The sequence below is a fragment of the Nonomuraea sp. NPDC049129 genome (assembly GCF_040648495.1).
Taxonomy (GTDB): Bacteria; Actinomycetota; Actinomycetes; order Streptosporangiales; family Streptosporangiaceae; genus Nonomuraea.
On the sequence record NZ_JBEZDU010000004.1, the window covers coordinates 169,196 to 194,955 of the forward strand.

Genomic DNA, 25,760 nt, shown 5'->3' on the forward strand with positions numbered 1-25,760 from the left:
GGGATGGACACGGGCTTGCCCGGGGGACTGCGCTAGGAGGTCATCCAGCGCTGGATCACCTCGATGAGATGGTCGGAGTCGACCGGCTTGGTGACGTAGTCGCTCGCTCCCGCCGCGAGCGACTTCTCCTGGTCGCCCGGCATGGCCTTGGCCGTCACCGCGATGATGGGCAGGCCGACGTATTGAGGCATGGCCCGGATCGCCTCCGTGGCGGCATAGCCATCCATCTCCGGCATCATCACGTCCATCAGGATGAGGTCGGTCTCCGGGTGGGCGATGAGCATGTCGATGCCCTTGCGGCCGTTCTCCGCGTGCAGCACGTTCATGCCGTGAATCTCCAGCATGCTGGTGAGCGCGAACAGGTTCCTGGCGTCGTCGTCGACCACCAGCACCGTACGCCCGGCCAGCGTGTCGTCGACCTCCCGCCCGGCGGGCACGCCCACGTTGGCCGGGCGGACCAGGGGGAGCACGTCGCTCGGCTGGTCGGCGGTCAGGTGCAGGGCGATGCGCTCGCGCAGCTCGTCGAGGCTGGAGAGCAGCTCCAGCGGCCGGTTGCTGGCGCGGGCCTGAAGAGTCGCCTCCTGCTGCGGGTTGGTGCGCCAGTTGTTGTAGGCCAGGACCGGCACCTGCTGGAGCGCGGGGTCGCCGTCCATGGCCTCCAGCAGGCCGTACGCCGCCATATCGGGCATGTCGATGTCGAGGACGATGCAGTGGCACGGCTCGGCGGCGAGCGTGGCGGCGGCCTCCTCCGCACCCGCGGCGGTGACCACCTCGACGGTCCCGTGGAGGTGGGCCAGGTCGCGGGTGTTGGCCAGGTCGGTCACGACGCTCTCGGCGACCAGGGACAGCAGCCCGCGCTGCCGCTCCTCGATGATCAAGAGCCGCCGTTGCTGCGGCACCACGGGCGCGGCGGGCAGGCTCTGCTTGGCGGCGGACGGCAGCGGCTTGGCCTCGGGGGCGGAGTAGTCCTCGAAGTCGGGGCGCGCGATCGGCAGGTAGAGCGTGAAGACGCTGCCCTGTCCAGGGGTGCTCTGCGCGGTGATGCCGCCGCCGAGCAGGTAGGCGATCTCGCGGCTGATCGACAGGCCCAGCCCGGTGCCGCCGTACTTGCGGCTGGTGGTGCCGTCGGCCTGCTGGAACGCGCCGAAGATCACCTCCAGCTGCTGCTCGGGGATGCCGATGCCGGTGTCGATGACCCGCAGGGCCACGGCCGCGCCGTGCGGGCGCGCGGGAACGGGCAGCTCGGCCGGGCTGGCCGGTTCGATCCGTAGCTCGACGCTGCCCGTCTCGGTGAACTTGACCGCGTTGGAGAGCAGGTTGCGCAGCACCTGGCGCAGCCGCGAGTCGTCGGTGAGCAGCTCGGTCGGCACGCCCGGCATGGTGGTGATCAGGAAGTCCAGGCTCTTCTGCGTGGTCATCGGCCGGAAGGTGGCCTCGACGTAGTCGAGCAGCTGGCGCAGCGACACGCGTTCGGGGTTGATGTCCATCTTGCCGGCCTCGACCTTGGACAGGTCGAGGATGTCGTTGATCAGCTGCAGCAGGTCGGAGCCGGCCGAATGGATGATGCCCGCGTATTCGACCTGCTTGGCCGTGAGGTTGCGGGTGTGGTTCTGGGCGAGCAGCTGGGCCAGGATGAGCAGGGAGTTGAGCGGGGTGCGCAGCTCGTGGCTCATGTTGGCCAGGAACTCACTCTTGTACTTGGAGGCCAGCGAGAGCTGCTGGGCCCGCTCCTCCAGCTCCTGCCTGGCCTGCTCGATCTCCAGGTTCTTGGTCTCGATGTCGCGGTTCTGGGTGGCCAGCAGCGTCGCCTTCTCCTCCAGCTCCGCGTTGGAGCGCTGGAGCTCCTCCTGCTGGTTCTGCAGCTCCGCCGAGCGGGTCTGCAGCTCGACGGTGAGCCGCTGCGACTCCACCAGCAGCTCGTCGGTGCGGGCGTTGGCGACGATGGTGTTGAGGTTGACGCCGATGGTCTCCATCAGCTGGTCGAGGAACGCCCGGTGGACCGGGGTGAAGGTGTAGACCGAGGCCAGCTCGATGACGCCGAGCACCTGCTCCTCGGCCACGATCGGCAGCACGATCACCGAGACGGGGGCCGTGCGGCCGAGCCCGGAGGAGACGGTGATGTAGTCGGCCGGGATGTCGGTCATGGCGATGGTCTTGTGGGTGCGCGCCGCCTGGCCGACCAGCGCCTCACCGATGCGGAACCGGATCGGCCGCTCGGGGTCGGCGGCGAAGCCGTACGCGCTGATGAGCTGCAGCTCGGTCTCCTCGGCCAGGAAGAAGGCGCCGTATTGAGCCGAGACCAGAGGTGCCAGCTCGTCCATCACCAGCTCGGCGACCGTGGCCAGGTCGCGATGGCCCTGCATCAGCCCGGACATGCGGGCCAGGTTGGACTTGAGCCAGTCCTGCTCCTCGTTGGCCCGGGTGGTCTCGCGCAGCGACTCCACCATCGAGTTGATGTTGTCCTTGAGGTCGGCGAGCTCGCCTTCCGCGTCGACGGTGATGGAGCGCGTCAGGTCGCCCGAGGTGACCGCGCTGGTCACCGCGGCGATGGCGCGGACCTGGCGGGTGAGGTTGCCGGCCAGCTCGTTGACGTTCTCCGTCAGCCGCTTCCAGGTGCCGGAGACCCCTTCGACCTCGGCCTGGCCGCCCAATCGCCCTTCGCTGCCGACCTCGCGGGCCACCCTGGTGACCTCCGCGGCGAAGGAGGACAGCTGGTCGACCATCGTGTTGATGGTGGTCTTGAGCTCCAGGATCTCGCCGCGGGCGTCGACGTCGATCTTGCGGGTCAGGTCGCCCTTGGCCACCGCCGTGGTCACCTGGGCGATGCTGCGTACCTGGTTGGTCAGGTTGTCGGCCATCGAGTTGACGTTGTCGGTGAGGTTCTTCCAGGTGCCCGCCACGTTCGGGACCCGGGCCTGGCCGCCGAGCTGGCCTTCGGTGCCGACCTCGCGGGCGACGCGCGTGACCTCGTCGGCGAAGGCGGACAGGGTGTCCACCATCGTGTTGATGGTCTCGGCGAGCGCGGCGACCTCGCCCTTGGCCTCGACGGTGATCTTCTGCGACAGGTCGCCCTTGGCCACGGCGGTGGCGACCTGGGCGATGCTGCGTACCTGGTTGGTCAGGTTGGAGGCCATGACGTTGACGTTGTCGGTCAGGTCCTTCCAGGTGCCCGACACGCCACGAACCGTGCCCTGGCCGCCCAGGTTGCCCTCGGTGCCGACCTCGCGGGCCACCCTGGTGACCTCGTCGGCGAACGCGGAGAGCTGGTCGACCATCGTGTTGATGGTCTCCTTCAGCTCCAGGATCTCGCCTCGGGCGTCCACCCGGATCTTCTGCGACAGGTCGCCCTTGGCCACGGCGGTGGTGACCTCGGCGATGCTGCGTACCTGGGCGGTGAGGTTGTCGGCCATGACGTTGACCGACTCCGTGAGGTCTTTCCAGGTGCCGGAGACGCCCTTGACGTCGGCCTGCCCGCCGAGCCGTCCGTCGGTGCCGACCTCGCGGGCCACCCTGGTGACCTCGTCGGCGAAGGAGGACAGCTGGTCGACCATGGTGTTGAGGGTGTTCTTGAGCTCCAGGATCTCGCCTCGGGCGGCGACGGTGATCTTCTGCGACAGGTCGCCGCGCGCCACGGCGGTGGCCACCTGCGAGATGTTGCGGACCTGGGCGGTGAGGTTGCCGGCCATGAAGTTCACCGAGTCGGTCAGGTCCCGCCAGGTGCCCGCCACGCCCTTGACGTCGGCCTGGCCGCCCAGCTCGCCCTCGGTGCCGACCTCGCGGGCCACCCTGGTGACCTCGTCGGCGAAGGAGGACAGCTGGTCGACCATCGTGTTGACGGTGTTCTTCAGCTCCAGGATCTCGCCGCGAGCCGCCACGGTGATCTTCTGCGACAGGTCGCCCCGGGCCACGGCCGTGGTCACCTGGGCGATGCTGCGTACCTGGTCGGTGAGGTTGCCCGCCATGGCGTTGACGGACTCCGTGAGGTCCTTCCAGGTGCCGGACACGGCCGGCACCTCGGCCTGCCCGCCGAGCCGCCCCTCGGTGCCGACCTCGCGGGAGACGCGGGTCACCTCGGAGGTGAACAGCGAGAGCTGGTCGACCATGCCGTTGAAGACGGAGGCGATCTCCCCGAGCAGCCCGTCGGCGTCGTCCGGCAGCCGGGTGCCGAAGTCGCCGTCGCGGACCGCGGTCAGGCCGGCCAGCAGTTGCCGGAGCTCCGGCTCGCCGACCTCGCCGACGTCACGTGTCCGCTTGGGACGTCCGGACGAACGTGAGGCCCCCGCTGCGTCACTCATGTTCACCCCTGGTTCTGATCCTGCAGTTGTCAAAGCTTCACCAGGAGAATAGTCAAGCGTGCGAGCTCATCATGCTGATCGCCGAGTGTCGGTCAAGCAACTGTCTGAAAGGCTTGGTGGAAGGTCAGGATTTGCGGCCGACAGCGCCATATTGCGACACTTCCTGGCCGCGATATTGGGTGGTCGGCTCGGGGCGCCACTTCGGCAGCGACACCATGCCCGGCTCGACCAGTTCCATCCCCTTGTAGAACTCCATGAGCTGCTCGATCGTACGGATCGTGATGGGCGTGGCGCCGCTGTCGTTCCAGATGGCCGCGGCGCGGTCCATGGCCGGGCTGCTCACGCTGGAGGCGACGGTCAGATAGCTGCCCGAGGGGAGCGCCCGCATCAGCTCGGCGACGACCGTGTACGCCTGTTCGTCGTCCGGCACGAACTCCACCACGCCCAGCAGCATCAGGCCGACGGGCTGCGTGAAGTCCAGGGCCTTGGCCGCGTGTTCCAGGATCGTCTCCGGGTCGCGCAGGTCGGCGTCGATGTACGTGGTCAGGCCCTCGTCGGTGCCGCGCAGCAGCGCGCGGGCGTGGGCCAGGACGATCGGGTCGTTGTCGACGTACACGATGCGCGCCTCGGGCGCGGCGGCCTGGGCCACCTCGTGGGTGTTGTCGGCCGACGGGATGCCGGTGCCGATGTCGAGGAACTGGCGCACCCCCTCCTCCACGACCAGGTGCCGCACCACGCGGGCCAGGAACTCCCGCTCGGCGCGGGCGATGATGGCCAGCTCCGGCATGACCTGGAGGATCTGCTCGCCCGTCTCGCGGTCGGCGGCGTAGTGGTCCTTGCCGCCCAGCCAGTAGTCGAAGACGCGCGCCGGATGAGCCACCGAGGTGTCTATGCGGCTGAGCTGTTCCATGACGTCGTCGTTCGCGTCCTCGGTCATCAGGGGTCCCCAGGTCGTCGCGGTAATGGAGGGCTTATCTCGGCTCAGCCTAGAGGTCATTTCACTGGCAAATCGCAAGAATTACGACATGTGATCATTTGAATACTTGACACGGATCAAAGGCCACCAGGAAACTCTCCTGCACCACCGGACAGATTGTTCGGTAAACGTTTACAGGGAGCGACCGATGCCCTTATCTCGATGGAGCGGTGTCGGTGCGCTCATTGCCCTCGCCCTCGTCGTCCTGCTGGCCGTACCGGGAGAGGCACGCGTGCGGGCCGACCGGACCGGGACGATCACCGCGGCCGCCGCGCCCTCGGCGGCGCTGGGGGAGAACATCGCCTACAACCTGTATCTGCCGTACGGCTACGCCAAGGGCGCCGATCGTTACCCGGTGCTGTACCTGCTGCACGGGCGCGGCGACACGATGCAGGCGTGGACCCGGGTCAAGGACACGCTCGACGCGATGATCCGGACCCGGCGGATACCGCCGCTCATCGCCGTCATGCCCGACGCGCCGTGGAGCGAGCGCGGCAGCTGGTACGTGGACTCCCGCTACACCGGCTCCGACCTGCCAGGACGGCCGGTCGAGACCGCGCTGACCCGCGACCTGGTCGCCCACGTGGACGCAACGTACCGCACGGCGCCGATCCGCCAGGCCCGCATGGTCGGCGGCTACTCCATGGGCGGCTCGGGCGCGCTGCGCTTCGCGCTGGCCCACCAGGACCTGTTCGGCAGCGCCATCGTGCTCAGCCCGGCCGTTTATACGCCGCTGCCGCCGGGCGACTCCTCCACACGCGACTACGGCGCCTTCGGCCAGGGCGGCGAGAAGTTCGCCGACGCGGTGTACCGGGAGTCGAACTACCCCGCCCTGCTCCCCAAGCTCGACCAGGACCTGCCCGTACGGCTGTTCGTGGCCGTCGGCGACGACGAGTACGCCAACCCCGACCCCGCCGACGCCCAGCACGACCTCGACTTCGAGTCCGCCGCGCTCTACAACGCGGCCCGGCGCTCGCCCGCGATCTCGGCGCAGCTGCGCGTGCTCGACGGCGGCCACGACTGGACCGTCTGGGCGCCCGCGTTCGAGCAGGCGATGGCCGAGCTCGGCCCGGGGCTGAGCGTCACGCCGCCGGCCGGGCTGCCCGCCCCGCTGTACGGCACGGCCGCCCAGGACTGGGCCGGTGGCGTCGCGGCCCACGCCGACGGCTCGCTGACCACCGGGTTCGCGGCGAGCGGACCCGTCGGCGGCCAGCCGTACGCGGGCCGCCTCGACGCGGTGCTGGTCCGCGGCGGCGCGGACGGCTGGACCAGGCAGCTCGGCAGCGCCGCCGACGAGCGGTTGTACGGAGTCGCGGCGCTGCCCGACGGCGGCGTCCTCGCGGCCGGCTACACCAAGGGCGACCTGGACGGTCACCACGCGGGCAACGCCACGGACGACGCGTTCGTGGTCCGGCTCGACGCGAAGGGCGCGGTCCGCTGGCTCACCCAGTTCGGCGCGCCCGGCGTGGCCGACCGCCTCTACGGCCTGGCCGCCGCCCCTGACGGCGGCGCCTACGTGGCCGGCTACACCAAGGGCGCCCTCGACGGGGCCAACAGCGGGGACAAGGACGCGCTGGTCGCCCGCCTGTCCGCCGACGGCGCGGTCTCCTGGGTCCGCCAGTACGGTGGGGTGGGCGAGGACAAGGCGTACGGAGTGGCTTCGGACGGGACGAACCTGTACGTGACGGGCAGCGCGACCTCGGCTTTGCCGGGGACGACCGCGCTCGGCGGGCTCGACGGCTGGCTCGCCGCCTACGACCCGAACGGGGCCCGGAAGTGGGCCACCGCGGTGGGCGGCACCGGTGACGACCGGCTGAACGCGGTAGCCATCACCACGGCGGGCCTCGCGGTCGCCACCGGGGGCGTCGGCGGTGATCTGGTCGCGGCGGCGTACACGGGCGCGGGCAAGCAGCGCTGGCAGGCCACCGTCGCCACCCCGGCCGCCGACGAGGGCGCCGCCGTGGTGCCGCTGACCGGGGGCGCGGTCGCGCTGGCCGGATACACCCGGGGCCGGGTGGGCGTGGTGGCGGGCGCGGCCGACGTCCTGACGGTCCGGCTGGACGGTAAGGGGAAGCAGCAGGCCGCCGCCCAGCTCGGCACCGCCCGTGACGACGGCGTCGACCCGTTCTCCGAGGTCAACCTGTACGCCGCCGCCACCCCGTCGGGGCAGGTGGCCGTCTCCGGCCTGACCTACGGCACGCCGACCGGCGGCGAGGCGCCGGGCAACGGCGACGTCTTCACCACCACGATCGACCCGGCCACCGGCCTGCCCAAGGGGTGATCCCAAGGGGTGATGAGGTCAGGCCGGGGTGAGGAGGCCCGCGTCGACGATGGCCCGGCCGAAGGGGCGGGCCAGCTCGGCGAGGCGTTCGCAGCCCTCCTCGCCCAGCGCCGAGTAGGCGGGCAGGGCCAGCGCGTCGGTGCGGGCCTCGATGTGCTGGCGCAGCGTCTTGCCCTCGGCGCTGAGCGTGTGGCCGTCGAGGAGACCGCGTTCGCGCAGGCGTTCCCCGGCCGCTGCCCACTCCGGCTCCGGCCAGGCCCGGCTCAGCTTGAGGAAGTCCACCGGGACCTCCCCGCTGGCGGCGTGCAGCACGAGCGCGTCCAGCGGCCCGACGCCCTCGGCGACCAGCATGCTGATGTGCCCGTCGCCACGGAACTCGCGCAGCAGCGTCTGCGCGTGCCACAGCTGGAGCAGCGGGTCGTCCGGCCAGGCCAGCGCGGCGTGCGCGGCGAACAGCGGGCGGCCCTGCGGATGCTCGCAGGCGGCCTCGGCGGCGCGCCGGGCCAGCTCGAGGACCGTGTCCAGTTCGGGCTGCTCGTGGATGCCCGCCCGGCGCAGGGCCTCGTCGGCCGCCTCGTACCGCGCGGCCAGCACCTGCTCGGGCGTCGCCAGGTCCCAGGCGGCGGGCAGCGCCTTCCGTACGAGGTCGGGGTGGAAGTTGTAGAAGGTCGCGATGACCAGCTCGGCGGAGGCGCGGCCGAGCGCCGCCCCGCGCGAGGCGAAGTAACCGGAGCGGGCGTTCAGCCCCAGCGCGGCGTACCGCTTCCGGCCCTCGGGGACGAAGTAGATCATGCCGTGCACCGGCTCCAGCCGCCGCCAAGCCTGTCGCGCTGCCCTCATGTCAGCGTCCCCCTTCATGACAGTGAGTCCACGAACCGCGCCATCCCGGCCAGCCACCGGTCGGGATCGTCGGCTTTGCGGCGGGCGAAGTCGGCCACCTCGGGGTGCGGGAAGATGTGGAACCGCTCCGCCGCCAGCCCCTCGACCACCGTCCCTGCCACGTCGGCCGGGTCGAGGATCGCCCCGGACGCGCCGACCGCGCGGGCCGTCAGGTGGTCCTCCGCGACGCCGCGCTCCAGCATGGCGGTCCGTACGCCCTGCGGGCACAGCACGCTGACCTTGACGCCCTTGGTCGCGTAGTGGATCGAGACCCACTCGGCGAAGGAGATGGCCGCCGCCTTGGTCACCGCGTAGGGCGCGTCGCCGGGGCAGCTGATCAGTCCGGCCGCCGAGCAGGTGTTGAGCAGGTAGCCACCGCCCCGCTCGACCATGCCGGGCACGACCGCTCGCGCGGCGTACACGTGGGCCCGCAGGTTGACCGACCACAGGCTGTCCCACTCCTGGTCGGTGGCCTCCAGCCCGTGCCCGGCGATGACGCCCGCGTTGGAACAGAACAGATCGGGCGGGCCGAAGGGCGTCTCCGCCAGCGCGGCCACCTCGGCCTCCACCGACACGTCGGTCCGTACGGCCAGGGCCCGGTCGCCGATCTCCTTCGCCACCGCGCCCGCGCCCGCCTCGTCGAGATCGGCGACCACCACTCCGGCCGCCCCCTCGGCGGCGAACCTGAGCGCCATGGCCCGGCCGATCCCGCTCGCCGCCCCCGTGACGACGACGACCTTGTCCCGCACCCGCATGAAGCCACCTTCCTAACCGACCAGCCGGTATCCAGAACGTAGTTCTACTACCGGTGGCGAGTCAACGTCTCGATGGCGCGCTTGAGGACCTTGCCGGTGGGGCTCATGGGCAGCTCGTCGGCGAAGGTGACGTGCCGGGGATACTTGTACGCCGCCACCCGCTCCCTGACGAAGGCCCGCAGCTCGTCGGCCTCGACCGGCGCGCGCAGCGTCACCACGGCCGCGATCTCCTCCCCGAGCTCCGGGTGGGGGACCCCGATGACCGCCGCCTGCCGTACGGCGGGATGCTCGTACAGGACCTCCTCCACCTCGCGCGGGTAGACGGTGTAGCCGCCCCGGATGATCACGTCGCGGCGGCGGTCGACCAGGAAGAAGAACCCGTCCTCGTCGACCCGGCCGAGGTCGCCGGTGTGGAACCAGCCGTCGCGGATCGCCTCAGCGGTGGCGGCCGGATTGTTCCAGTAGCCCTTCATCACGTTGGGGCCCCGGACGACGATCTCGCCGATGTGGCCGGTCGGCACCTCGCCGCCGTCCTCGTCGACCACCTTCATCTGGACGTCCTTGATCGGGCGGCCGATCGACCCCGGCCGGGTGCCGTTGCGGCCCCGGTTGGACGAGGCGACGGGCGAGGTCTCGCTGAGCCCGTAGCCCTCCACGATCGAGCAGCCGAACCGCGTCTCGTACGCCCGCAGCACGTCCAGCGGCAGCGCCGCCCCGCCGGAGACCAGGATGCGCAGCAGTGACATGTCGGAGGCGCCCGGATGGTCGAGCAGCGCGATGTACATGGTCGGCACGCCTTGGAAGACCGTGACGCCGTCCCGCCGGATGACCTCCAGCGCCCGGCCCGCCTCGAAGCGAGGTAGCAGCGTGAGGCGCGCGCCGGCCTGGACGGTGGCGTTGAGCGAGCAGGTCTGCCCGAAGGAGTGGTAGAGCGGCAGTGCCCCGAGCACGACGTCGTCCACCCCGAGCGCGTGCATGCGGGCGACGGCCGCGGCGTTGCCGCCGAGGTTGCCGTGGGTCAGCTCGACGCCCTTGGCCCGGCCGGTCGTGCCGGAGGTGTAGTGGATGACCGCCGTCTCGCCGTCCGCGCGCGCGGTGACGTCGTGCTCGGCGGCCAGGCCGCGCAGCAGCCGCTGGAACTCGCCCGGCACGACGAAGAAGCAGTCGGTCAGGGTGCCGGCGGTGCCCGCCTCGGCGGTCTCCGCGAAGGCGTGCCAGGCGATCAGCAGGCAGGCCCCGCAGTCACCGAGGTACGCGGCGATCTCCCTCCTGCGCAGCAGCGGATCCAGCGGAACGACGACTGCCCCGATCCGCAGCACCCCGTAGTAGACGACGGCGAACTCCGGAACGTTCGGCAGCATGATCGCCACCCGGTCGCCTGCGCCGATCCCGCGCAGCCGCAGCAGGGCGGCGACGCGGGCGCTCATCAGGTCGAGCGCGCCGTAGGTGAGCGCCTCGTCGTCGAGCGTGACAACCGTCCTCCCGCCGAGCCGATCGGCGACGGTGTGGAGCCGGTCAGCGAGATTCATGGAACGACCGTACGTCCCCGCTCCCACGTCGCTCATCGGTCACGGTGGCCAGTCTTTGCCCCCCGTGGTTGGTGTTGGGCGGCTGCTTGGGGGTGAGTGGCAGGGAGTCGTGGAGGGCGATGGCCACGAGCAGGTCGAGCAGGTCGCTGATCCGGCGCAGGCTGCGACCGGTGCGCTCCTGGATGCGGCGCAGGCGGTACTGAGCGGTGTTGGGGTGGATCTGCAGCCGCTCGGCCGAGGCGCGCAGGTTGAGGTCGGCGGCGGCGAAGGCGCGGATCGTGGCGGTGAGCACGCCGCCGCGCGCCCGGTCCTCGGACAGGAGCGCGGTGATCCGCGGATCCACCAGATGGCGGGCGGTGTCGTCGGCCCTCAGCGCCAAGTACTGGAACGGCGAGAGCCGGGGGAGCGCCGCCACACCGCCGTCCTCCGGCAGGAACTCCAGCACCGTACGGGCCTCGTCGTACGCCTGCGGGATCCCGGCCGTCCCGGCGACGACCGTGCTGATGCCCATCGCCAGCACGATCCCCTCGCCCATGAGGCTCTCGCGCACGGCCTGCAGCCGCTCGCACAGCTCCTCGGGGTCGCCGCCGGGGCCGAGCGCGGGGATGGCGACGATCTCCGACTGCCGCACGACCGACAGCGTCCGCGCGCCGTTCGCCCCGGCCCTGGACAGGGCCGCGCAGGCCGCGTGCCGCGCGTCCACGCCGCGGTCGGAGTCCGGGTTCCCGCCGATCACGAGCGCGCGCGGCCCGAGCAGGACCGCGATCACCACCAGCAGGGGCGAGCGGGTGTCGGACCCCAGACCGTACGCCTGGGCCGCGGCCAGTTGCCCGCCGCGCGTGGGCGCGCCGCCGGCCAGCAGGGTCTCCAGCAGGTCCCTGCTCTCGTGTACGGCCTCCGCCGCGGCGTAGTGCTGGAACTCCATGTACGCGTTGGCCGCGTGCGTACTGGCGAAGTCGCAGTAACGCATGATCGGGCCCGCCAGAGAGAGGGCGGCCTCGTGGCCGGCGGCCGAGTGGCCGGCCCGCTCCAGCACCGACCCCCAGAAGACCCGCTGGCCGACGCGGAAGGCGTTGATGTAGTCGGCCAGGGCGAGCCCGGCCCTGGCCCGCCGCATGGCGGCCCGGCGCGCGAAGGCGATGTCGTCGACGGTGACCGTGCGGTCTTCGAGCATCACGGCCAGCTTGCTGCGGTAATGGCGGACCACCTGGTCGCGTACGTCGGCGAGGAAGTTCTCGTCCTGAGCCGCGTAGGCGGGGATCTCGGTCCGCATCGTCTGAACGGCCGTGTCGGCGAGGTCGGCTAGATGATCGAGGAGCTCGGAGAGGATGCGCGTGCGCTGGACGCGGACCGTCGCCGAACCGGTGAGCGTTTCCGTGCTGAAACCACCGGACATGCCGGGATGATCCATGCACTTTGCCGGGCGGTCAACAGGTCGTAACCGGTCCGAGACAGACCCTGTGCCCGGCGGACAACAGCCGGCACGCATCTTGGGTGACCGTGCCCAATGTGGTGTCGGACGGGTGACTTCTACGCTTTCAGCACGTTGTTCGCCGCTCACCGTCAGCGGGAGGCCGGAGTGCTGGAGGTAAGCGAGCTCACGGTCCGATTCGGTGGCATCACGGCGCTCGACGGCGTGGGCTTCTCGGTGCGGCGCGGCGAGATGGTGGGGCTCATCGGGCCGAACGGCGCGGGCAAGACCACGCTGTTCAACTGCCTGACCCGCCGCCACGACGCCGACGCGGGCCGGGTCGAGTACGAGGGGCGGGACCTGCTCGCCGTACCTCCGCACGCGATCGCGGCCTTGGGCATCGCCAGGACCTTCCAGAACCTCGGCCTGTTCCCGCGCATGTCGGTCCGCGACAACACGCTGGTCGGCGCGCACCACCGCGGCCGGGCCGGCTTCCTCACCGCGGGCCTGCGCCTGCCCGGCGTGCGCCGCGAGGAGGCCGGGCTGCGCGCCGAGGCCGACGCGGTGCTCGACCGGCTGGCGCTGACCGAGGTCGCCGACCACCCGGCCGCCGGGCTCCCGTTCGGCACGCTCAAGCGGGTGGAACTGGCCAGGGCGCTGGTCGGCCGCCCCGCGCTGCTGCTGCTCGACGAGCCGGTGAACGGGCTCAGCTCGGCGGAGGTCGAGGAGTTCGCCGGCGTCCTGCGCGCCATCCGCGACGAGTACGACCTGACCATGGTCGTGGTCGAGCACCACATGGGCTTCGTCATGGGAATCTGCGACCGGATCGTCTGCCTGGACTTCGGCCGCAAGATCGCCGAGGGAGCTCCGGCCGAGGTTCAGCGCGATCCCGGGGTCATCGAGGCGTACCTGGGGACCGCCGTATGAGCGAGCTGGTGGTGACGGACCTGGTCGCCGGATACGGTGACGCGAAGGTGCTGCACGGGCTGAGCCTGTCGGTCGGTCCGGGGGAGATCTGCGCGATACTCGGGCCGAACGGAGCCGGCAAGACGACCCTGTTGCGGGCGCTGTCCGGCATGGTCCGTGGGCGCGGCAGCGTCCGGCTCGGCGGCACCGAGCTGACCGGCCGCTCGCCGGACGCCATAGCCCGGCGCGGCGTCGCCCACGTGCCCGAGGGCCGCGGCACGTTCATGCCGCTCACCGTCGAGGAGAACCTGCGCCTGGGCGCCTACGTACGCCGGGGCAGAACAGGCGTGGACGCCGACCTCGACCGCATCTACACCTACTTCCCGGCGCTGAAGCCCAGGCTGCGGCAGGCGGCGGGCAGCCTCAGCGGCGGCGAGCAGCAGATGCTGGCCATCGGCCGCGCGCTGATGCTGCGCCCCCGGCTGCTCCTGCTGGACGAGCCGTCGCTGGGCCTGGCGCCGCTGGTCACCCGGGAGCTGTTCCGCATCGTGCGGGCGATCAACGAACAGGAGCGGACCACCGTGGTCGTCGTCGAGCAGAACGCCCATCTCGCCCTCGGCATCGCCCAGCAGGCGCATGTCCTGGAGACCGGCCGGATCGTGCTGTCGGGCACGGCGGAGCGGATTAGGGCGGACGAGCAGGTCGCCCAGTCCTACCTCGGATACCGGGTCTAGCCATGGCCGGCTTCCTGCAGCAGGTCGTCGAGGGGCTCGGCGCGGGCGCCATCTACGCCAGCCTGGCTCTCGCGCTGGTGCTGATCTACCAGTTCACCGGCATCGTCAACTTCGCCCAGGGCGAGCTGGCGATGTTCTCCACCTACCTGGCCTGGCAGTTCACCGCCGCCGGGCTGCCGTTCTGGCTGGCGCTGGTCATCACGCTCGTGGTGTCGTTCGCGGGCGGCATGCTCATCGAGCGGGTGATCATCCGCCCGGTCGAAGGCGCCCCCGAGCTGACCGTGGTGATCGTCACCGTGGGGCTGTTCATCTTCGTGAACGCCGCCGCCGGGTGGATCTGGTCGTTCACCATCAAGGACTTCCCCAACCCGTTCCCCGAGGGCGCGCTCACGGCAGGGAGCGTCAGCGTGGGGTACTCGACGCTGGGCATCCTCGGCGTCGTCGCCGTGGTGATGGGCCTGCTGTACCTGCTCTTCCAGCACACCAAGATCGGCCTGGGCATGCGCGCGGTGGCCTCCAGCCCGCAGTCCGCCCGGCTCGTCGGCATCCGGGTGGGCTGGACGCTCGCGCTCGGCTGGGGCCTGGCCGCCACGGTCGGCGCGGTGTCGGGCGTGCTGGTGGCGCCGCTGCTCTTCCTGGACCCCAACCTGATGGGCGGGGTGCTCATCTACGCGTTCGCGGCGGCGACGCTCGGCGGGTTCGACAGCCCGCTGGGCGCGGTCGTGGGCGGCCTGATCGTCGGCGTGGCCGAGACGCTGGCCGGGGCGTACGTCGGCTTCATCGGATCGGATCTCAAGATCGGGGTGCCGCTGGTCGTCATCCTCGGCGTCCTGCTGCTGCGGCCTCAAGGGCTGTTCGGGCGAGCGGTGGTGGAGCGGGTATGAGCGAGTCGGCGGAGGCGACCGGTTCGCCGGTCGCGAAGGGGCCCGGTTCGCCGGTCGCGGCGGAGCCCGATTCTTCGGTCGCGGAGGGGCCCGACTCTCCGGTCGCGGAGGGGCCCGGAGGGCGGGTCGCCCGGCGGTGGCGGGTGCCCGCGAACTGGCGCTGGATCGTCGTGGCGCTGCTGCTCGTACTGGCCTGCTACGCGCCCTTCCAGCTGGTGCCGTTCCGGGTCTTCCAGTTCACCATGGTGCTGATCTACGCGGTGGCGCTGCTCGGGCTGAACCTGCTCGTCGGGCACGCGGGCCAGATCTCGCTCGGGCACGGCGCCTTCTTCGCCGTCGGCGCCTACACCACGGCGATCCTGCTGCACAGCTGGGACGTGCCGTACCCGGCCACGCTGCCGGCCGCCGCCGTGGTGGCGTTCACGCTGGGACTGGCGCTCGGCGTGCCCGCCGTCCGGCTGCGCGGCCTCTACCTGGCCCTGGTGACCCTGACCATCGCGATCTTCCTGGTGCCGCTGCTCAAACGGTTCGAGTCGGTCACCGGCGGCTCCATGGGGCTGACGCTGGCCAAGCCGGCGCCGCTCGCGTGGACGGGACTGGCCGAGGACCAATGGCTGTACTTCCTCACGCTGGCCGTGGCAGTCGTGGCGTTCCTGGTGACCCGCAGTGTGCTGCGCTCGCGGGTCGGCCGGGCGCTGCACGCCATCCGGGACAACGAGGCGGCGGCCGAGGTCATGGGCGTGCGGCTGTCGTTCTACAAGACGCTCTCCTTCGCCTGGAGCGCGATGCTCGCCGGGATCGCGGGCTGCCTCTACACGTGGGTGATCGGGTACGTCTCGCCGGACTCGTTCGTCGTCACGCTCTCGATCACGCTGCTGGCGGGCCTCGTCGTGGGCGGCCTCGGCTCGTACTGGGGGCCGCTGCTGGGCGGGCTGTTCGTCATGTTCGTACCGAGCATCTCCCAGAGCGTGAACGACGCCGCGCCCGGCGTCGTCTTCGGCCTGCTGATCATCGCGGTGATGTACGTCGCCCCGACCGGCCTGGCCGGGCTGGCGGGCCGCGCGGCGTACTCGATCAAGAAGACCCTCCGGAAGGAGTAACAGGCATGCGCGTATCCGTTATCGGCTGTACGGCGATGCTCCTGGCCGCGGTGGCGGCCTGCGGGGGGCGGGGCGGGACCGAGCCGGGCACCACGGCGTCGGGGCCGTGCCAGGGCCAGCAGACGACCGGCATCACCGACAAGAGCATCAAGCTCGGCGGCATCTACCCACTGTCGGGACCCGCCTCCGCCTACGGTGACATCCCCAAGGGCATCAAGGCGTACTTCGACTACATCAACGCCGAGAAGAACGGCATCGGCGGGCGCAAGGTCGAGTTCGTGGTCCGCGACGACGGCTACCAGCCGCCCAAGGCGGTCGAGGAGGCCCGCCGGCTCGTCGAGCAGGAGCAGGTGTTCGCGCTGTTCCAGACGCTGGGCACCCCCTCGACGACGGCGACCTGGGACTACACCAACCAGCAGAAGGTGCCGCAGATCTTCGTCGCGACCGGCGCTTCCAAGTGGGGCACCGACACCAAGCACCCGTGGACCATCGGCTGGCAGCCCAACTACATCTCCGAGGCGCGCGTCTACGCCCAATACCTCAAGAAGGAGAAACCCAACGCCAAGGTCGCGGTGCTCTACCAGAACGACGACTTCGGCAAGGACCTGTTCGGCGGCTTCAAGCGGGCCATCGAGGGCAGCGGGATCACCGTCGTCGGCGAGCAGAGCTACGAGGTCACCGACCCGAGCGTCGACCCGCAGATGCGCAACCTCGCCGGGTCCAAGGCCGACGTGTTCCTCAACATCACCACGCCCAAGTTCGGCTCACAGGCGCTGGCCGCCGACGCCAAGAACACCACCTGGAACCCGCTGCACATCCTCAACAACGTCTCCGCCTCGATCACCGTGCTCAAGCCGGTCGGCTTCGAGAACGTACAAGGCGTCGTGTCCTCCACCTACTACAAGGACCCCAGGGACGCGACGTGGAACGACGACGCGGAGATGAAGCTCTACAAGGCGAAGATGGCGCAGTACGCGCCGGGCGCCGACCCGAACGTGCCGTTCTTCACCTTCGGCTGGGCGGTGGCCGACTCCTTCAACAAGACGATGTCGGCCGCGAAGTGCCCGACCCGCGAGGGGCTGCGCGACGCGATGCGCAGCCTGAGCAACGTGCAGATCAACATGCTGCTCCCCGGGGTGACGATGAACACCGCCGCCGATGACGGCTTCCCGATCGAGTCGATGCAACTCATGAAGTTCAAGGGCGAGAGGTGGGAGCTGTTCGGGCATGTGATCGACACCCGCAAGGAGTTCGGGCCGCTGACCGGCTGAACAAGCATGGGCCTTCGCTTTGAGGGCGCTTTCGCGCTGTCGGCTCCGGGCTGCGCCCAGTGCGGGGCAGTGCCCCCCACGCCCCCACCTTCACAAGCGTGGTCCTCGCTAATCGCTCGGGCGCCTTCCAGACGCAAACGGTCCCCTAACCGGAGCGAGCCCACTCAGCTCCAACAGGGAGCTCTTTCCATCCTGACCAGGACCGTCACGATGGAAAGAGCTCAGTGAGCCTTTCTCCCATATTCTGCCGAATTTGCTAGCTTGGAGTTTTCCCGTCCGGCAAGAGCATCTGAGTGCATACCCACTTCGGCACACTGCCTGAAAGTAAAGCACACGCCTTAGCTCCGATCCTGTAGCTGTCACTATGCGCCATCGGCGAGACAAGCCAGTCAGCTTGAAGCCGTTGAGTGGAAAAGAAACGCTGGGCATTGTGGCGGTCTGGTTCCACATAGGACTGGAAATAGACCTTTTCTCTGGGGCGTGCAGCTGCCCAGAAACTTTGGCAGCGTGAACTCCACCACAGCTTGACTTCAAGATGTACCTGGCTTGCCATCCCGCTGTTGCCGCCCCCAGGAACAACGACAGCATCTTCGGTGCAGCCTTGAGCAACTGGATCCTGGTTATCGCAACTCATACCACTCGGGTGGTCGCTACATTCTGTGGCATGACTTATTGTCTCAGGCGGAGGCGAGGAAGGTGTCGCCACGAGCGAGCCTCTAGAGTTCGGGATGAAATGCTCTGTTGATGGGCGATAATAATCGCCACTGACTATAATTAGTAGAAAAACTATCCCGCAAAAAATAACTAGACGCAGCGCAGCATGACGGCAAAGCGCAGAGGCTCGCGATGTCCAGGTCCAGATGAGGTGGGTTGACGGTCTAGACGTGGGAGCCGGGGGTCGTTCCAGCGAGGGCGGCGACGCTGTCTGTGAAGCGATGCCCACGCCCGCGACAGGCATCGACCCCTCCAACTCTTGGCGACGCTGAGCATGACTCGCCTTTGCCAAGGTATTGCTCAAATCTGATACTTTATTCGATTCGAGGTTGGTGATCTGGAGATACTCGGTCAGCGCAACAGCGGCAAGGTCGAAGAGCCAGCCATCAATGGGCCCATGCAAGTTAGGGATATCCCTGCCGAGGAAGACCAATGCTGCTGCAGCGAGCGAGAGGTGGCATTGGGGAACCCAGCGGTCTCCGTAGCTCTTACTCGCCGCCCACTTATATCCAGCGTGGAAGACAGATCTGATAACTTCATGTTCTTTCTCGAAATCAGGGTCTTCATTGTCAGCCTGGTGATTGGCCAGACACCGAATGAGTGATCTGGCCTTGGATGAACTGAGATCGATGTCACGGAGCCATCGCGTGGCTAGCGACACCAGCAAGTACATTTGATCCCACGTCAGCAGCCCGTTTGCATTAAACCCGCCATAATCGATAAATATGTAGTCTTCTGGCGAGACTTTGAGATAGGTCGGTATAAGAATGTTGCGTACGTTGAAGTCGCTATGCACCCGGCCGATAAACGCGTCAAAGCGGTGCGCCCCCAGGTATGAATCAGAAGACATAAGAGCGAGCGGGTTGACCAATTTCTGATCCCAACCCTCGCGGCGAAGCCATACGTCCTGCACGCTGATGTCTGCATCTTTCGCGTAGCGGATCAAGGGACTGTCCTCGCACAATCGCTTCTCACCAATGGAGTCTCTGAGGAACTCGGAGATGCTGACGTTGGACCGGAAATCAAGGATATCCCTGTTCCAGTCGTTCAGGAGGGATCCTGTGACTGTCTCGCAGATATTAGCAAGGACGGGATTACGTACATAGTCGTCCATCGGTCTATAGTTTTCGATATCTCCGCCAGCGATCTCCATAAAGATTACTGCCCAATTCTTTAGCCTTTCGGTGTCGCCGGACTTGGCCATGTGTTTGATTCGGTATTCCTGCGGAGTCGCATTGTACGCAGTTGATATTCTGCTTGGCTCGCTTGGATCTATACAGAATTTTAGGATTACCTGTCGATGCGGGGCTCGATCCAATTGATCGCGTACAACCATTACGGACGCTCCGCTGTGCCCATCTGCCAGCAATCGCAGAAAGGAAACTTTCCGAGGGAGGCGATCTAGATATCTGTCAAACGCGACCAACTCCTCCCTTGGAATGGCATCCCACGCCTCGTTCGGCTCCCTTGAACCCATGACACGCCCCCCGATTGGCTGACACGGCCTGAGACGGCCGGGATAGAGAGAAGGGATGTCGTCGCGACATTCACGACGCACGGCTGAAAGTAATCGATCAACCGTTCGATCCTTGACAGAGGATTGTTGTCCGTCATAATGAGAAGGATAAGGCAAGGCGGTACGGAAGAGGCGCCGTTCAGATGGTTCTTGCCGATCAGCTTGCGACCCTGCTTGCGGTGATTGTGGGCGCGATTACGTCGTTCACGGTAACGACCTTAAGTGACCGCTCCCGATTTCGCCGTGAGCAGGCACGGCACTGGACTGACAAGAAGCTAGAAGTATATGGCGCATACCTCAACGCTATCAAGCACATGAATCAGTTATCTCGTAGGATAGCCGCGAGTCGTGGCATCGGTGATGGGCGTGCCCTGAAGTTGGGCCGAGAGAAAGCGCACGCGCTTTTGGACGATGCGGAGAATAGCAGGGCCACTGCCAGCGAGATGGTGGCTCTCGTCGGGGACGCGACGGTTGTCGGAGCCGTCAGGGATCTGAATCGGGAGGTCTGGCGACTCGAATGGATTGCTCGCGGTCTGCTTCAGCCGAACAACGAGATGTGGGAGGCATGCAACCAGGCGTATGTCCGAGCGCTCAACGCCCTTCACGAGGGCATCAGACAGGAGCTTAAGATCCCTGGCGTTTTCCTGCCGCGGTCTCTGGAGCGTCACCCCAGGCCCATCCTGCCGACAGCCGATCTGCCTCCTAGCCTCGATCATTCGTGATCTTGGGATGGTCGGTCGAACGGCCCGCCTGGCCGCCGGCTTCGCCATCGGCACCACCACCGCCTGGCGCTACATCCGCGAAGCCGTGGACCTGCTGGCCGCCCTGGCCGACGAGTACACGCCGCCGCCGAGCGCGCATCCCATCGGCCTACACCATCCTCGATGGCACCCTCATCCCCATGGACCGCCTTGCCGACGACCGCCCGTACTACAGCGGCAAACGCGGTATTCACACCAAGATCGACACTCTGTTCGCCGAGAAGCGTCCGCTACCGGAAACCCTGGAGGAGCGTCGACGTTGGAGTTACAGCCACTGCGGTCTACGAACCCGCATCCCACGATCGGTGCGAACGTAGGCATCTGGGTTGGTGGTCAGCAGGTGGAGTTGTTCTTTGAGATACTGTCGCCGGGCGGGGGGCATGTCATGGCAGTCATCTAGCGCCTCATCCCACCCGGAAACGGGTTGGTAGCGCTCGCCGTTGTTGATAATCGTCAAGCAGGGCGGGACCGCCACAACCCGATATCCGTCCTGTTCCTTACGCACGCACGAGAACAGAACACTGTTTTTGGCTGGGGTGAGCCGGTCAAACGACATGAGCCGTTCGCCGTCGCGGGCGAGTTCAGCCCGCTTCCCCTGTCGACGTCGAGATCTTGCGTAGTTCTCTCGCCGCCCATAGATCAGCACGTATCGGGGCTCAAGGCGCCGTCTTGCCAGGTCGGGCGGTATCTCGTAGTGCTCCAAGAACGCTGACTGATTGTGTCCGATGTTGAACCAGTGGCGCCATTCGGCGAGCTGCCCTTGGGCGTGGGTGAAAGCGCTGTGAATCTCGGCGCGGTCACCATGGAACCACTTCTTGTGAGGAGTCTCAATTTCAATCAAGATCGGATACAGCGACCCGCTATCGGTGGCGATCCACATAAAGTCGGGTTCCCGATCGCTCAAACCGGGCAACTTCGGCCGGGTGATCACAGCCGAAGGGAATGCGGAATGACCCGAATCCCCATCGACGCTGTAAGCGCCAGGCAACAGTGACGGGTGACGTTCCAAAAAAGCGTGCACCAAACGTTCATCCTGCGACTCCGGGCTATCGAGTAGCAAACGCCACTGCTCCATCACAGCGGCGTCGTAGATCTCTTGCACTGGCCGCCCTGGCGCTGTCTCCTCACTCTCCGCCAAATAACCCGGCAAATGCCCAATAAAGGGCAACCGAAAATCTTCAGCCACAGCAGGAATAATCGCATCTGTCACGAGGGCAGCGTACGCCTGACGGGGTGGCCGTTGTGCAGGTACGCGACGGTGCCAGCGTCAGCGGCGGTGATCGCGGCCTGTAGGCGTGCCCACACGTACGGCCGGAGCCGCTTCCGCGCTTGGTTGGGAGTGCAGAACTCGAACGCGCCCAACTCGGTATCGGCAAGGCGTAGCGCGGCGGTTTGGTCGGGGGTGAGGACTCCGGCGTTGAAGATGAACATCACCGAGTCGTCCCATGGGCCGTGTGGTGGCACCCAGTCCACACACACCAACGCCATGTCCTCCGGGAGGTGGAGGCCGAGTTCTTCGGTCAGTTCTCGGCGGAGGGCATCAAGCGGTGGTTCGTTGGCTTCGGCCATGCCACCGGGGAGATCCCAATTGGGTTTGTAGGTGGGGTCGACGAGCAGCACACGGCCGTGATCATCACAAATGAGGGCGTCTACTCCCACGCGCTTGCGGGCCTGGCGGGCGTTGCCCTCGGTCAGATGCGCGCGGTAGGCGGCGGGATCGCGTTCGTAGAGCGGCCGGGTGTCGGGCTCGGTCATGGGGTTGGGCTGGTCCTTGGCTGTGTGGTGTCGGTGGTGAGCTGGTAGAGCCATTCACGCTGCCGCAGCGCCTCAGCCAGGTGGTCGAGGAAGCCCCGCGCGCATGCGGTGGCGCGGTGCGGCTGGAGCTGGTCGCGCAGATCGCGTAGTTGCTGAATCACCAGATACGAGCCTAGCGACCCGGTGGTATGAAGAACATCGGTCGCGACTGCACACGCCTGGTCCAACGCGCCGCGTTCGATGAGCACACCGGCCAGGGTGAGGTGCCCGAACGCGCGGGAGCGGGTGCGGCCGGCTGGCCGCAGCTCTAGAACTCGCTGGGCGTGGCGCTGGGCTGCGAGTAGGTCGCCGAGCTGCCGCATGCACCGGGCCGCGTCTCCGGCGAGGGACGCAGCATCAAACGGTGATACCCAGGGCGACGGGGCTGCGCTGTGGCTGCCCTGCAGGACGGTCTCAGCGCGGCCCAACAGTGCGCGCGTTTCCCGTGATCGTCCTGCGGCGGCGTGCCCGCGAGCCTGCAACGCCCACAGCCGCGCCGCCAGTTCGGGGTGAGCCGGTCCCGCCGTCAACTCGCGCTGTCCCTGAGCGGCGTAGCCGATAGCGTCATCGGGGTGGGCGCGATGGTGCGCGAGGTGGGCCAGGCTCGCGAGCACGTGAACCCTCAAATGGGGGTCGTCGCCCACGCCGGACAGGTCTCGCGCCCGCGCGAAATGCCGCCCGGCGCGGTCGTCGTCTCCGGCGTCATGCGCCATCCACCCGGCCATTTCTGTGAGTGCTGCGGCCGCGGTGAACACCTGCGTCCCCTCACCGCAGAACATGCGGGGACTGAGGTGGTCGCGTAGGTAGGTGGTGACGGTCGCGTACAGGTGAGCGCCGCCAATTTGGGCGTCCACCGCCCGCCACGCCGCCACTGCCGCCGCCGCATCCTCACCCTGCCCCGAGACGGTGGCCCGCGCCGAAACCGGAACAGGGACCGGGGGCGGTTCCGCGGCCGGGGCTGAGGCATGCACTGGTGGGCGCGCTGCGCGCTGCTGCGGTACCTGAAACCACAACCGGTCAGCCGGGATGTGCAGCAGTCGCGCCCACTGTGTGAGCCTGCCCAAGTCGGTTATCGGCGGGCCGTTCTCAATCCTGGACAGCTGGGGTTGGGTGATGCCCACCCACGCCGCCACCGTTTCCTGTCGTAGGGGGCGGCCGTGGTGCGGGTGGGCGCGATAGGCCGCGATGACCTTGCCCATGTGCCACTGGTCGAGCGCTGAGCGCATGCTGGGATGGGTCCAGAACTCCGGCGGCACCCTCGGCGGCCCGGCGGGCGTACCAGTCGCCTCACGTGCGCCCGTGGTGCATGCTGCGCACCGGCCGCTGGTGTTGTCGCGCGCTAGGCGTGTCCCGCAGCGGCAGCGCCGCGCCTGCGTGTCGGTCATCTGGACTCACCGCCACATCGGAGATCCCTGCACCCCGAATGTAACCACGCGATCACGTTGCGAATCCAGGTATTCGCTGGGGCGCATATCCATATGCGTTATTGGTCATGGCCGCATGTGCGGGCTGCTGGTCACTGTGGGAGCACCCCCAGCCGACCAGCGCGAAAGGCACACCGTGACCACACAACACGCAGCACCAGAGCCGGTGATCGGTTGGAACTACCTGGCGGTCTCGGGCCGCCCCATCGTCTGGGCCGGTCCGGTCACGCATCCGGGACCGCTGCCCGGATCGGCCCTCCCACCAACAGCACGACGCCGGGCGGTGGGGTACGTGCGGCTTCGACCCGACACCGACACCGCCGCCAGCGAGCAGATCACCGCGCGCCTGCGCGGGTTCGCGGCGCGGTCAGGGCTGGACCTGGTCGACATCTACACCGAGCACCCGCACCCGTACCGGCGATCGGCGTTTGGTGAGCTTCTCCAAGCGCTGTGCCGCCCCGACATCAGCACCGTGGTGATCCCCGCTCCGGAGCATCTGTCGGAGTTCGACGGCATCTATCAGGCCATGCGCGCCCTGATCGAGATAGAGACCGGCGCTGATGTCTTGGTGATGTCCCACACCACCGAGGCCACGCAATGACCCCGGCGCCTGTCCATGAGGTCCATGACCGGCGGCTGAAAGAGTTGCTCGGTCAGGTGATCGCGGCGGAGGTTCCCGCGATCGTTGTGGACCAAGCCACCGCCGAACGGTGGCTCCTACGGCTGGCCGGTGCCTTGCTGGGGATCAACGCCCGGCACCGCGTCGACCCGCGCGGGAGGTGCCGGTTGTGCCGCCCCGGATTCCTGCGGCGATGGTGGCCCCGGGGGGCGCGGCGAGCCTGCACTGTCCAACCGACGCTCGCGCACTACCTCCGCGACGCCGAACCGTTCCTATTGCCCACCGAGGATCACGGGGCCTCATGAGCGACCGGTTCGCGCCCGTGCCGCCCACCGTGCGCGCCTCCGAGGTCACCCTGTTGGCGCTGCACACCGCGATCACCATCGGCGCGCAAGTCGCCCGCATCAGCGCCCGAGTGTGGGGCCTGCCCTACTTCGAACGCCCTGCCGAACGGACCGCTGGCCACCTGCTCGCCCGCGCCGTCGAGAACACTGGCCACCCCAACCCCAATCCCCGATACTCCGACATCAACCCCGCCACCATCGCCGCCGTGAGTATCCGGGTCCACCGCCGCGCAGACGCCCTGATCATCGACGTGTGGGATACCGACCCCACCCCGCCAGACACCACCCCACCGGACCCCCACATGAGCGCCGTAGGCGCCCTGGCGCGCCGCTGGGGCACCTACCTCTCCCCGTGTGGCGGGAAGGTCATGTGGGCCGAGATAGGCGCAGACGATCACTCACCTGCCGGGCTGGCGCAGCCTGGCGGTTCTGACCATCTCACGCCGCGCCCCGATCCCAGCGCCGATGCGTGCCCATGCCACGCCGCATAACCCCCACCGAAAGCGGAGGCTTTACTAGGTTCGTCTCTCCGCACCGACGAACACCGGGACGGAGTGCTGGTCAGCGTCGTTGGCGTTGGGCGGCGCGGGAGTGGTCAGGTGCTGAGCGGCATGCGGCACGATGGAGCGCGAGTGGGGCGGTGACGGGACCAAGCGACCCTGGCCGCGGCTCGGGAGTAGGATGCCAAGCCGCCCAAGCTAGCTCGGCCGTTGCGCCAGGGTGCAGGCGGCTGATGGGGCGATCACAAATCAGCCGCAGGCCTTCGCAGTGGTGCCGCTGCCCTTGTTGACGCGGCCGACCCCGGCCGTCACGCTGCCCGTGGCCTGGGCGCAGACGCCGCTTGGCGCGTAGACCATGTCGCCCCAGTGGTGCCCGCCGTTCCCGGCGCGGTAGGTGAAGGAGATGCTCTTGCGGCTGGTGAAGACGGTGATGTGGCCGGTCGCGTTCTTGGGCACCGTCACCTCGCCCCAGTTGGTGCCGCAACGACGGGAGTAATACAGCCGGATCGTGCCCAGGGTGTCATCGATCTCGTTGCTCAGCGAGGCCTTCTTCCCGGTGTAGACCTTGCTGTTGGCGCACCCGCTTCTGTAAGGGTCCTTTCCGTCGTACGTGTGGGCACTCGCTGGGCCCGTGGTCAGCAAGAGCGTGCCAATCGTCGCTACGGACACCGCAGCCGCTGCTACGTGGATCTTCATATTGGTCGACTCCTTTGTGAGAGGCCCGGGGTATGAACTCAATTTCTCGCCCTTATCTCTCCGCGAGAAATGATCTCTGGAAGGAGGGAGACTTCCCGATAGGCGGGGGAGGCGAGAGCAGCTCCGACTATGCCGGGCGCCTCGAACGGCGGCAACGGACATCCGCCGGATAGCCGTCCAAACATTGTCCAGACGTCCGATTTGGACAAATAGCCCAGGCCGATGAGGGGTGGCCACAGGGCGCCGCCCGCAGCGACGAGGTCTCCGTCACCCGGCAATGAGATGAAAGGACATCACTTAGGGTAACGATATGGTGACGGGCCGCAGCTGGAGGCCTGGACGGTGCTCCGGGGGACGGCCGGCCCTGTGCG

General features: G+C 68.1%; 20 protein-coding genes and 1 pseudogene. 10 read left to right on the forward strand and 11 right to left on the reverse strand.

Annotated elements, in window-relative coordinates:
- Window positions 1-32: 32 nt before the first annotated feature.
- Both AB0B64_RS13660 and AB0B64_RS13665 read right to left on the reverse strand, forming a co-directional pair.
- Complete coding sequence (locus tag AB0B64_RS13660; protein ID WP_358177211.1) at window positions 33-4,295, reverse strand: HAMP domain-containing protein; 4,263 nt, start codon at window positions 4,293-4,295, stop codon at window positions 33-35.
- 124 nt (window positions 4,296-4,419) lie between these two features.
- Window positions 4,420-5,232, reverse strand: a complete 813-nt coding sequence (locus AB0B64_RS13665; protein ID WP_358177214.1) for an SAM-dependent methyltransferase — start codon at window positions 5,230-5,232, stop codon at window positions 4,420-4,422.
- A 187-nt stretch (window positions 5,233-5,419) separates the two neighbouring features.
- Here AB0B64_RS13665 and AB0B64_RS13670 point away from each other — a divergent pair, with 187 nt between their 5' ends.
- Window positions 5,420-7,552, forward strand: a complete 2,133-nt coding sequence (locus AB0B64_RS13670) for an alpha/beta hydrolase-fold protein (protein WP_358177217.1) — start codon at window positions 5,420-5,422, stop codon at window positions 7,550-7,552.
- Window positions 7,553-7,570: 18 nt separating this feature from the next.
- Here AB0B64_RS13670 and AB0B64_RS13675 read toward each other — a convergent pair whose 3' ends face one another.
- From AB0B64_RS13675 to AB0B64_RS13690, 4 genes are read right to left on the reverse strand one after another with little or no spacing between them, the layout of a single operon-like run.
- Window positions 7,571-8,392, reverse strand: coding sequence for a hypothetical protein (locus AB0B64_RS13675; RefSeq protein ID WP_357941889.1), 822 nt, complete (start codon window positions 8,390-8,392; stop codon window positions 7,571-7,573).
- 14 nt (window positions 8,393-8,406) lie between these two features.
- Window positions 8,407-9,186, reverse strand: a complete 780-nt coding sequence (locus tag AB0B64_RS13680) for an SDR family oxidoreductase (RefSeq protein ID WP_357941891.1) — start codon at window positions 9,184-9,186, stop codon at window positions 8,407-8,409.
- Window positions 9,187-9,233: 47 nt separating this feature from the next.
- Window positions 9,234-10,715: a long-chain fatty acid--CoA ligase gene (locus AB0B64_RS13685; RefSeq protein WP_358177220.1), complete on the reverse strand. Its 1,482-nt coding sequence runs from the start codon at window positions 10,713-10,715 to the stop codon at window positions 9,234-9,236.
- Complete coding sequence (locus AB0B64_RS13690; protein WP_358177223.1) at window positions 10,702-12,111, reverse strand: helix-turn-helix domain-containing protein; 1,410 nt, start codon at window positions 12,109-12,111, stop codon at window positions 10,702-10,704. The genes AB0B64_RS13685 and AB0B64_RS13690 overlap by 14 nt, the downstream gene beginning before the upstream one ends.
- Window positions 12,112-12,294: 183 nt before the next feature.
- On the opposite strand from AB0B64_RS13690, the gene AB0B64_RS13695 reads away from it, so the two are divergent.
- From AB0B64_RS13695 to AB0B64_RS13715, 5 genes are read left to right on the forward strand one after another with little or no spacing between them, the layout of a single operon-like run.
- Window positions 12,295-13,053 carry an ABC transporter ATP-binding protein gene (locus AB0B64_RS13695; RefSeq protein ID WP_358177226.1) on the forward strand — a complete coding sequence of 253 codons (759 nt, stop codon included), beginning with the start codon at window positions 12,295-12,297 and terminating at the stop codon, window positions 13,051-13,053.
- Window positions 13,050-13,766, forward strand: coding sequence for an ABC transporter ATP-binding protein (locus tag AB0B64_RS13700; RefSeq protein ID WP_357941900.1), 717 nt, complete (start codon window positions 13,050-13,052; stop codon window positions 13,764-13,766). Before AB0B64_RS13695 ends, AB0B64_RS13700 begins: the two co-directional genes overlap by 4 nt.
- A gap of 2 nt (window positions 13,767-13,768) precedes the next feature.
- Window positions 13,769-14,650 (forward strand): branched-chain amino acid ABC transporter permease, encoded by an 882-nt coding sequence (locus AB0B64_RS13705; protein WP_358177229.1) that lies wholly within the window; start codon window positions 13,769-13,771, stop codon window positions 14,648-14,650.
- Entirely contained in the window at window positions 14,647-15,750 is a 1,104-nt protein-coding gene (locus AB0B64_RS13710) for a branched-chain amino acid ABC transporter permease (protein ID WP_358177232.1), read from the forward strand. Before AB0B64_RS13705 ends, AB0B64_RS13710 begins: the two co-directional genes overlap by 4 nt.
- A gap of 5 nt (window positions 15,751-15,755) precedes the next feature.
- Window positions 15,756-17,021, forward strand: coding sequence for an ABC transporter substrate-binding protein (locus tag AB0B64_RS13715; RefSeq protein ID WP_358177235.1), 1,266 nt, complete (start codon window positions 15,756-15,758; stop codon window positions 17,019-17,021).
- A 256-nt stretch (window positions 17,022-17,277) separates the two neighbouring features.
- On the opposite strand, the gene AB0B64_RS13720 is transcribed toward AB0B64_RS13715, so the two are convergent.
- Window positions 17,278-18,939, reverse strand: coding sequence for a hypothetical protein (locus tag AB0B64_RS13720; RefSeq protein ID WP_358177238.1), 1,662 nt, complete (start codon window positions 18,937-18,939; stop codon window positions 17,278-17,280).
- 455 nt (window positions 18,940-19,394) lie between these two features.
- On the opposite strand from AB0B64_RS13720, the gene AB0B64_RS13725 reads away from it, so the two are divergent.
- Window positions 19,395-19,973 (forward strand): hypothetical protein, encoded by a 579-nt coding sequence (locus AB0B64_RS13725; protein ID WP_357941912.1) that lies wholly within the window; start codon window positions 19,395-19,397, stop codon window positions 19,971-19,973.
- A gap of 22 nt (window positions 19,974-19,995) precedes the next feature.
- Window positions 19,996-20,194, forward strand: a pseudogene (locus tag AB0B64_RS13730) (IS5/IS1182 family transposase); the annotation flags it as partial.
- Window positions 20,195-20,277: 83 nt separating this feature from the next.
- On the opposite strand, the gene AB0B64_RS13735 reads toward AB0B64_RS13730, so the two are convergent.
- From AB0B64_RS13735 to AB0B64_RS13745, 3 genes are read right to left on the reverse strand one after another with little or no spacing between them, the layout of a single operon-like run.
- A complete protein-coding gene (locus AB0B64_RS13735; RefSeq protein ID WP_357941914.1) occupies window positions 20,278-21,222 on the reverse strand; it encodes a Shedu anti-phage system protein SduA domain-containing protein in 945 nt (314 codons plus the stop codon).
- Window positions 21,219-21,767: an NUDIX hydrolase gene (locus AB0B64_RS13740; RefSeq protein WP_357941915.1), complete on the reverse strand. Its 549-nt coding sequence runs from the start codon at window positions 21,765-21,767 to the stop codon at window positions 21,219-21,221. The genes AB0B64_RS13735 and AB0B64_RS13740 overlap by 4 nt, the downstream gene beginning before the upstream one ends.
- Window positions 21,764-23,005, reverse strand: coding sequence for a helix-turn-helix transcriptional regulator (locus AB0B64_RS13745; protein WP_357941917.1), 1,242 nt, complete (start codon window positions 23,003-23,005; stop codon window positions 21,764-21,766). The genes AB0B64_RS13740 and AB0B64_RS13745 overlap by 4 nt, the downstream gene beginning before the upstream one ends.
- Window positions 23,006-23,366: 361 nt before the next feature.
- Here AB0B64_RS13745 and AB0B64_RS13750 point away from each other — a divergent pair, with 361 nt between their 5' ends.
- Window positions 23,367-23,831 carry a hypothetical protein gene (locus AB0B64_RS13750; RefSeq protein WP_357941919.1) on the forward strand — a complete coding sequence of 155 codons (465 nt, stop codon included), beginning with the start codon at window positions 23,367-23,369 and terminating at the stop codon, window positions 23,829-23,831.
- Between the two features lie 319 nt (window positions 23,832-24,150).
- Window positions 24,151-24,684 carry a hypothetical protein gene (locus AB0B64_RS13755; RefSeq protein WP_357941921.1) on the forward strand — a complete coding sequence of 178 codons (534 nt, stop codon included), beginning with the start codon at window positions 24,151-24,153 and terminating at the stop codon, window positions 24,682-24,684.
- Between the two features lie 258 nt (window positions 24,685-24,942).
- Here the strand turns inward: AB0B64_RS13755 and AB0B64_RS13760 are convergent, their stop codons facing one another.
- Window positions 24,943-25,389 carry a DUF2690 domain-containing protein gene (locus AB0B64_RS13760; RefSeq protein ID WP_357941923.1) on the reverse strand — a complete coding sequence of 149 codons (447 nt, stop codon included), beginning with the start codon at window positions 25,387-25,389 and terminating at the stop codon, window positions 24,943-24,945.
- Window positions 25,390-25,760: the final 371 nt, after the last annotated feature.

What these genes read in the sequence shown, in the direction of transcription:
- AB0B64_RS13705 (WP_358177229.1), top strand. Translation starts at nt 13,769, where the DNA reads ATGGCCGGCTTCCTGCAGCAGGTCGTCGAGGGGCTCGGCGCGGGCGCC.
- AB0B64_RS13725 (WP_357941912.1), top strand. Translation starts at nt 19,395, where the DNA reads ATGGTTCTTGCCGATCAGCTTGCGACCCTGCTTGCGGTGATTGTGGGC.
- AB0B64_RS13740 (WP_357941915.1), bottom strand. Translation starts at nt 21,767, where the DNA reads ATGACCGAGCCCGACACCCGGCCGCTCTACGAACGCGATCCCGCCGCC.
- AB0B64_RS13715 (WP_358177235.1), top strand. Translation starts at nt 15,756, where the DNA reads ATGCGCGTATCCGTTATCGGCTGTACGGCGATGCTCCTGGCCGCGGTG.
- AB0B64_RS13700 (WP_357941900.1), top strand. Translation starts at nt 13,050, where the DNA reads ATGAGCGAGCTGGTGGTGACGGACCTGGTCGCCGGATACGGTGACGCG.
- AB0B64_RS13665 (WP_358177214.1), bottom strand. Translation starts at nt 5,232, where the DNA reads ATGACCGAGGACGCGAACGACGACGTCATGGAACAGCTCAGCCGCATA.
- AB0B64_RS13690 (WP_358177223.1), bottom strand. Translation starts at nt 12,111, where the DNA reads ATGTCCGGTGGTTTCAGCACGGAAACGCTCACCGGTTCGGCGACGGTC.
- AB0B64_RS13675 (WP_357941889.1), bottom strand. Translation starts at nt 8,392, where the DNA reads ATGAGGGCAGCGCGACAGGCTTGGCGGCGGCTGGAGCCGGTGCACGGC.
- AB0B64_RS13720 (WP_358177238.1), bottom strand. Translation starts at nt 18,939, where the DNA reads ATGGCCAAGTCCGGCGACACCGAAAGGCTAAAGAATTGGGCAGTAATC.
- AB0B64_RS13760 (WP_357941923.1), bottom strand. Translation starts at nt 25,389, where the DNA reads ATGAAGATCCACGTAGCAGCGGCTGCGGTGTCCGTAGCGACGATTGGC.
- AB0B64_RS13660 (WP_358177211.1), bottom strand. Translation starts at nt 4,295, where the DNA reads ATGAGTGACGCAGCGGGGGCCTCACGTTCGTCCGGACGTCCCAAGCGG.
- AB0B64_RS13670 (WP_358177217.1), top strand. Translation starts at nt 5,420, where the DNA reads ATGCCCTTATCTCGATGGAGCGGTGTCGGTGCGCTCATTGCCCTCGCC.
- AB0B64_RS13680 (WP_357941891.1), bottom strand. Translation starts at nt 9,186, where the DNA reads ATGCGGGTGCGGGACAAGGTCGTCGTCGTCACGGGGGCGGCGAGCGGG.
- AB0B64_RS13685 (WP_358177220.1), bottom strand. Translation starts at nt 10,715, where the DNA reads ATGAATCTCGCTGACCGGCTCCACACCGTCGCCGATCGGCTCGGCGGG.
- AB0B64_RS13745 (WP_357941917.1), bottom strand. Translation starts at nt 23,005, where the DNA reads ATGGGCAAGGTCATCGCGGCCTATCGCGCCCACCCGCACCACGGCCGC.
- AB0B64_RS13755 (WP_357941921.1), top strand. Translation starts at nt 24,151, where the DNA reads ATGAGCGACCGGTTCGCGCCCGTGCCGCCCACCGTGCGCGCCTCCGAG.
- AB0B64_RS13710 (WP_358177232.1), top strand. Translation starts at nt 14,647, where the DNA reads ATGAGCGAGTCGGCGGAGGCGACCGGTTCGCCGGTCGCGAAGGGGCCC.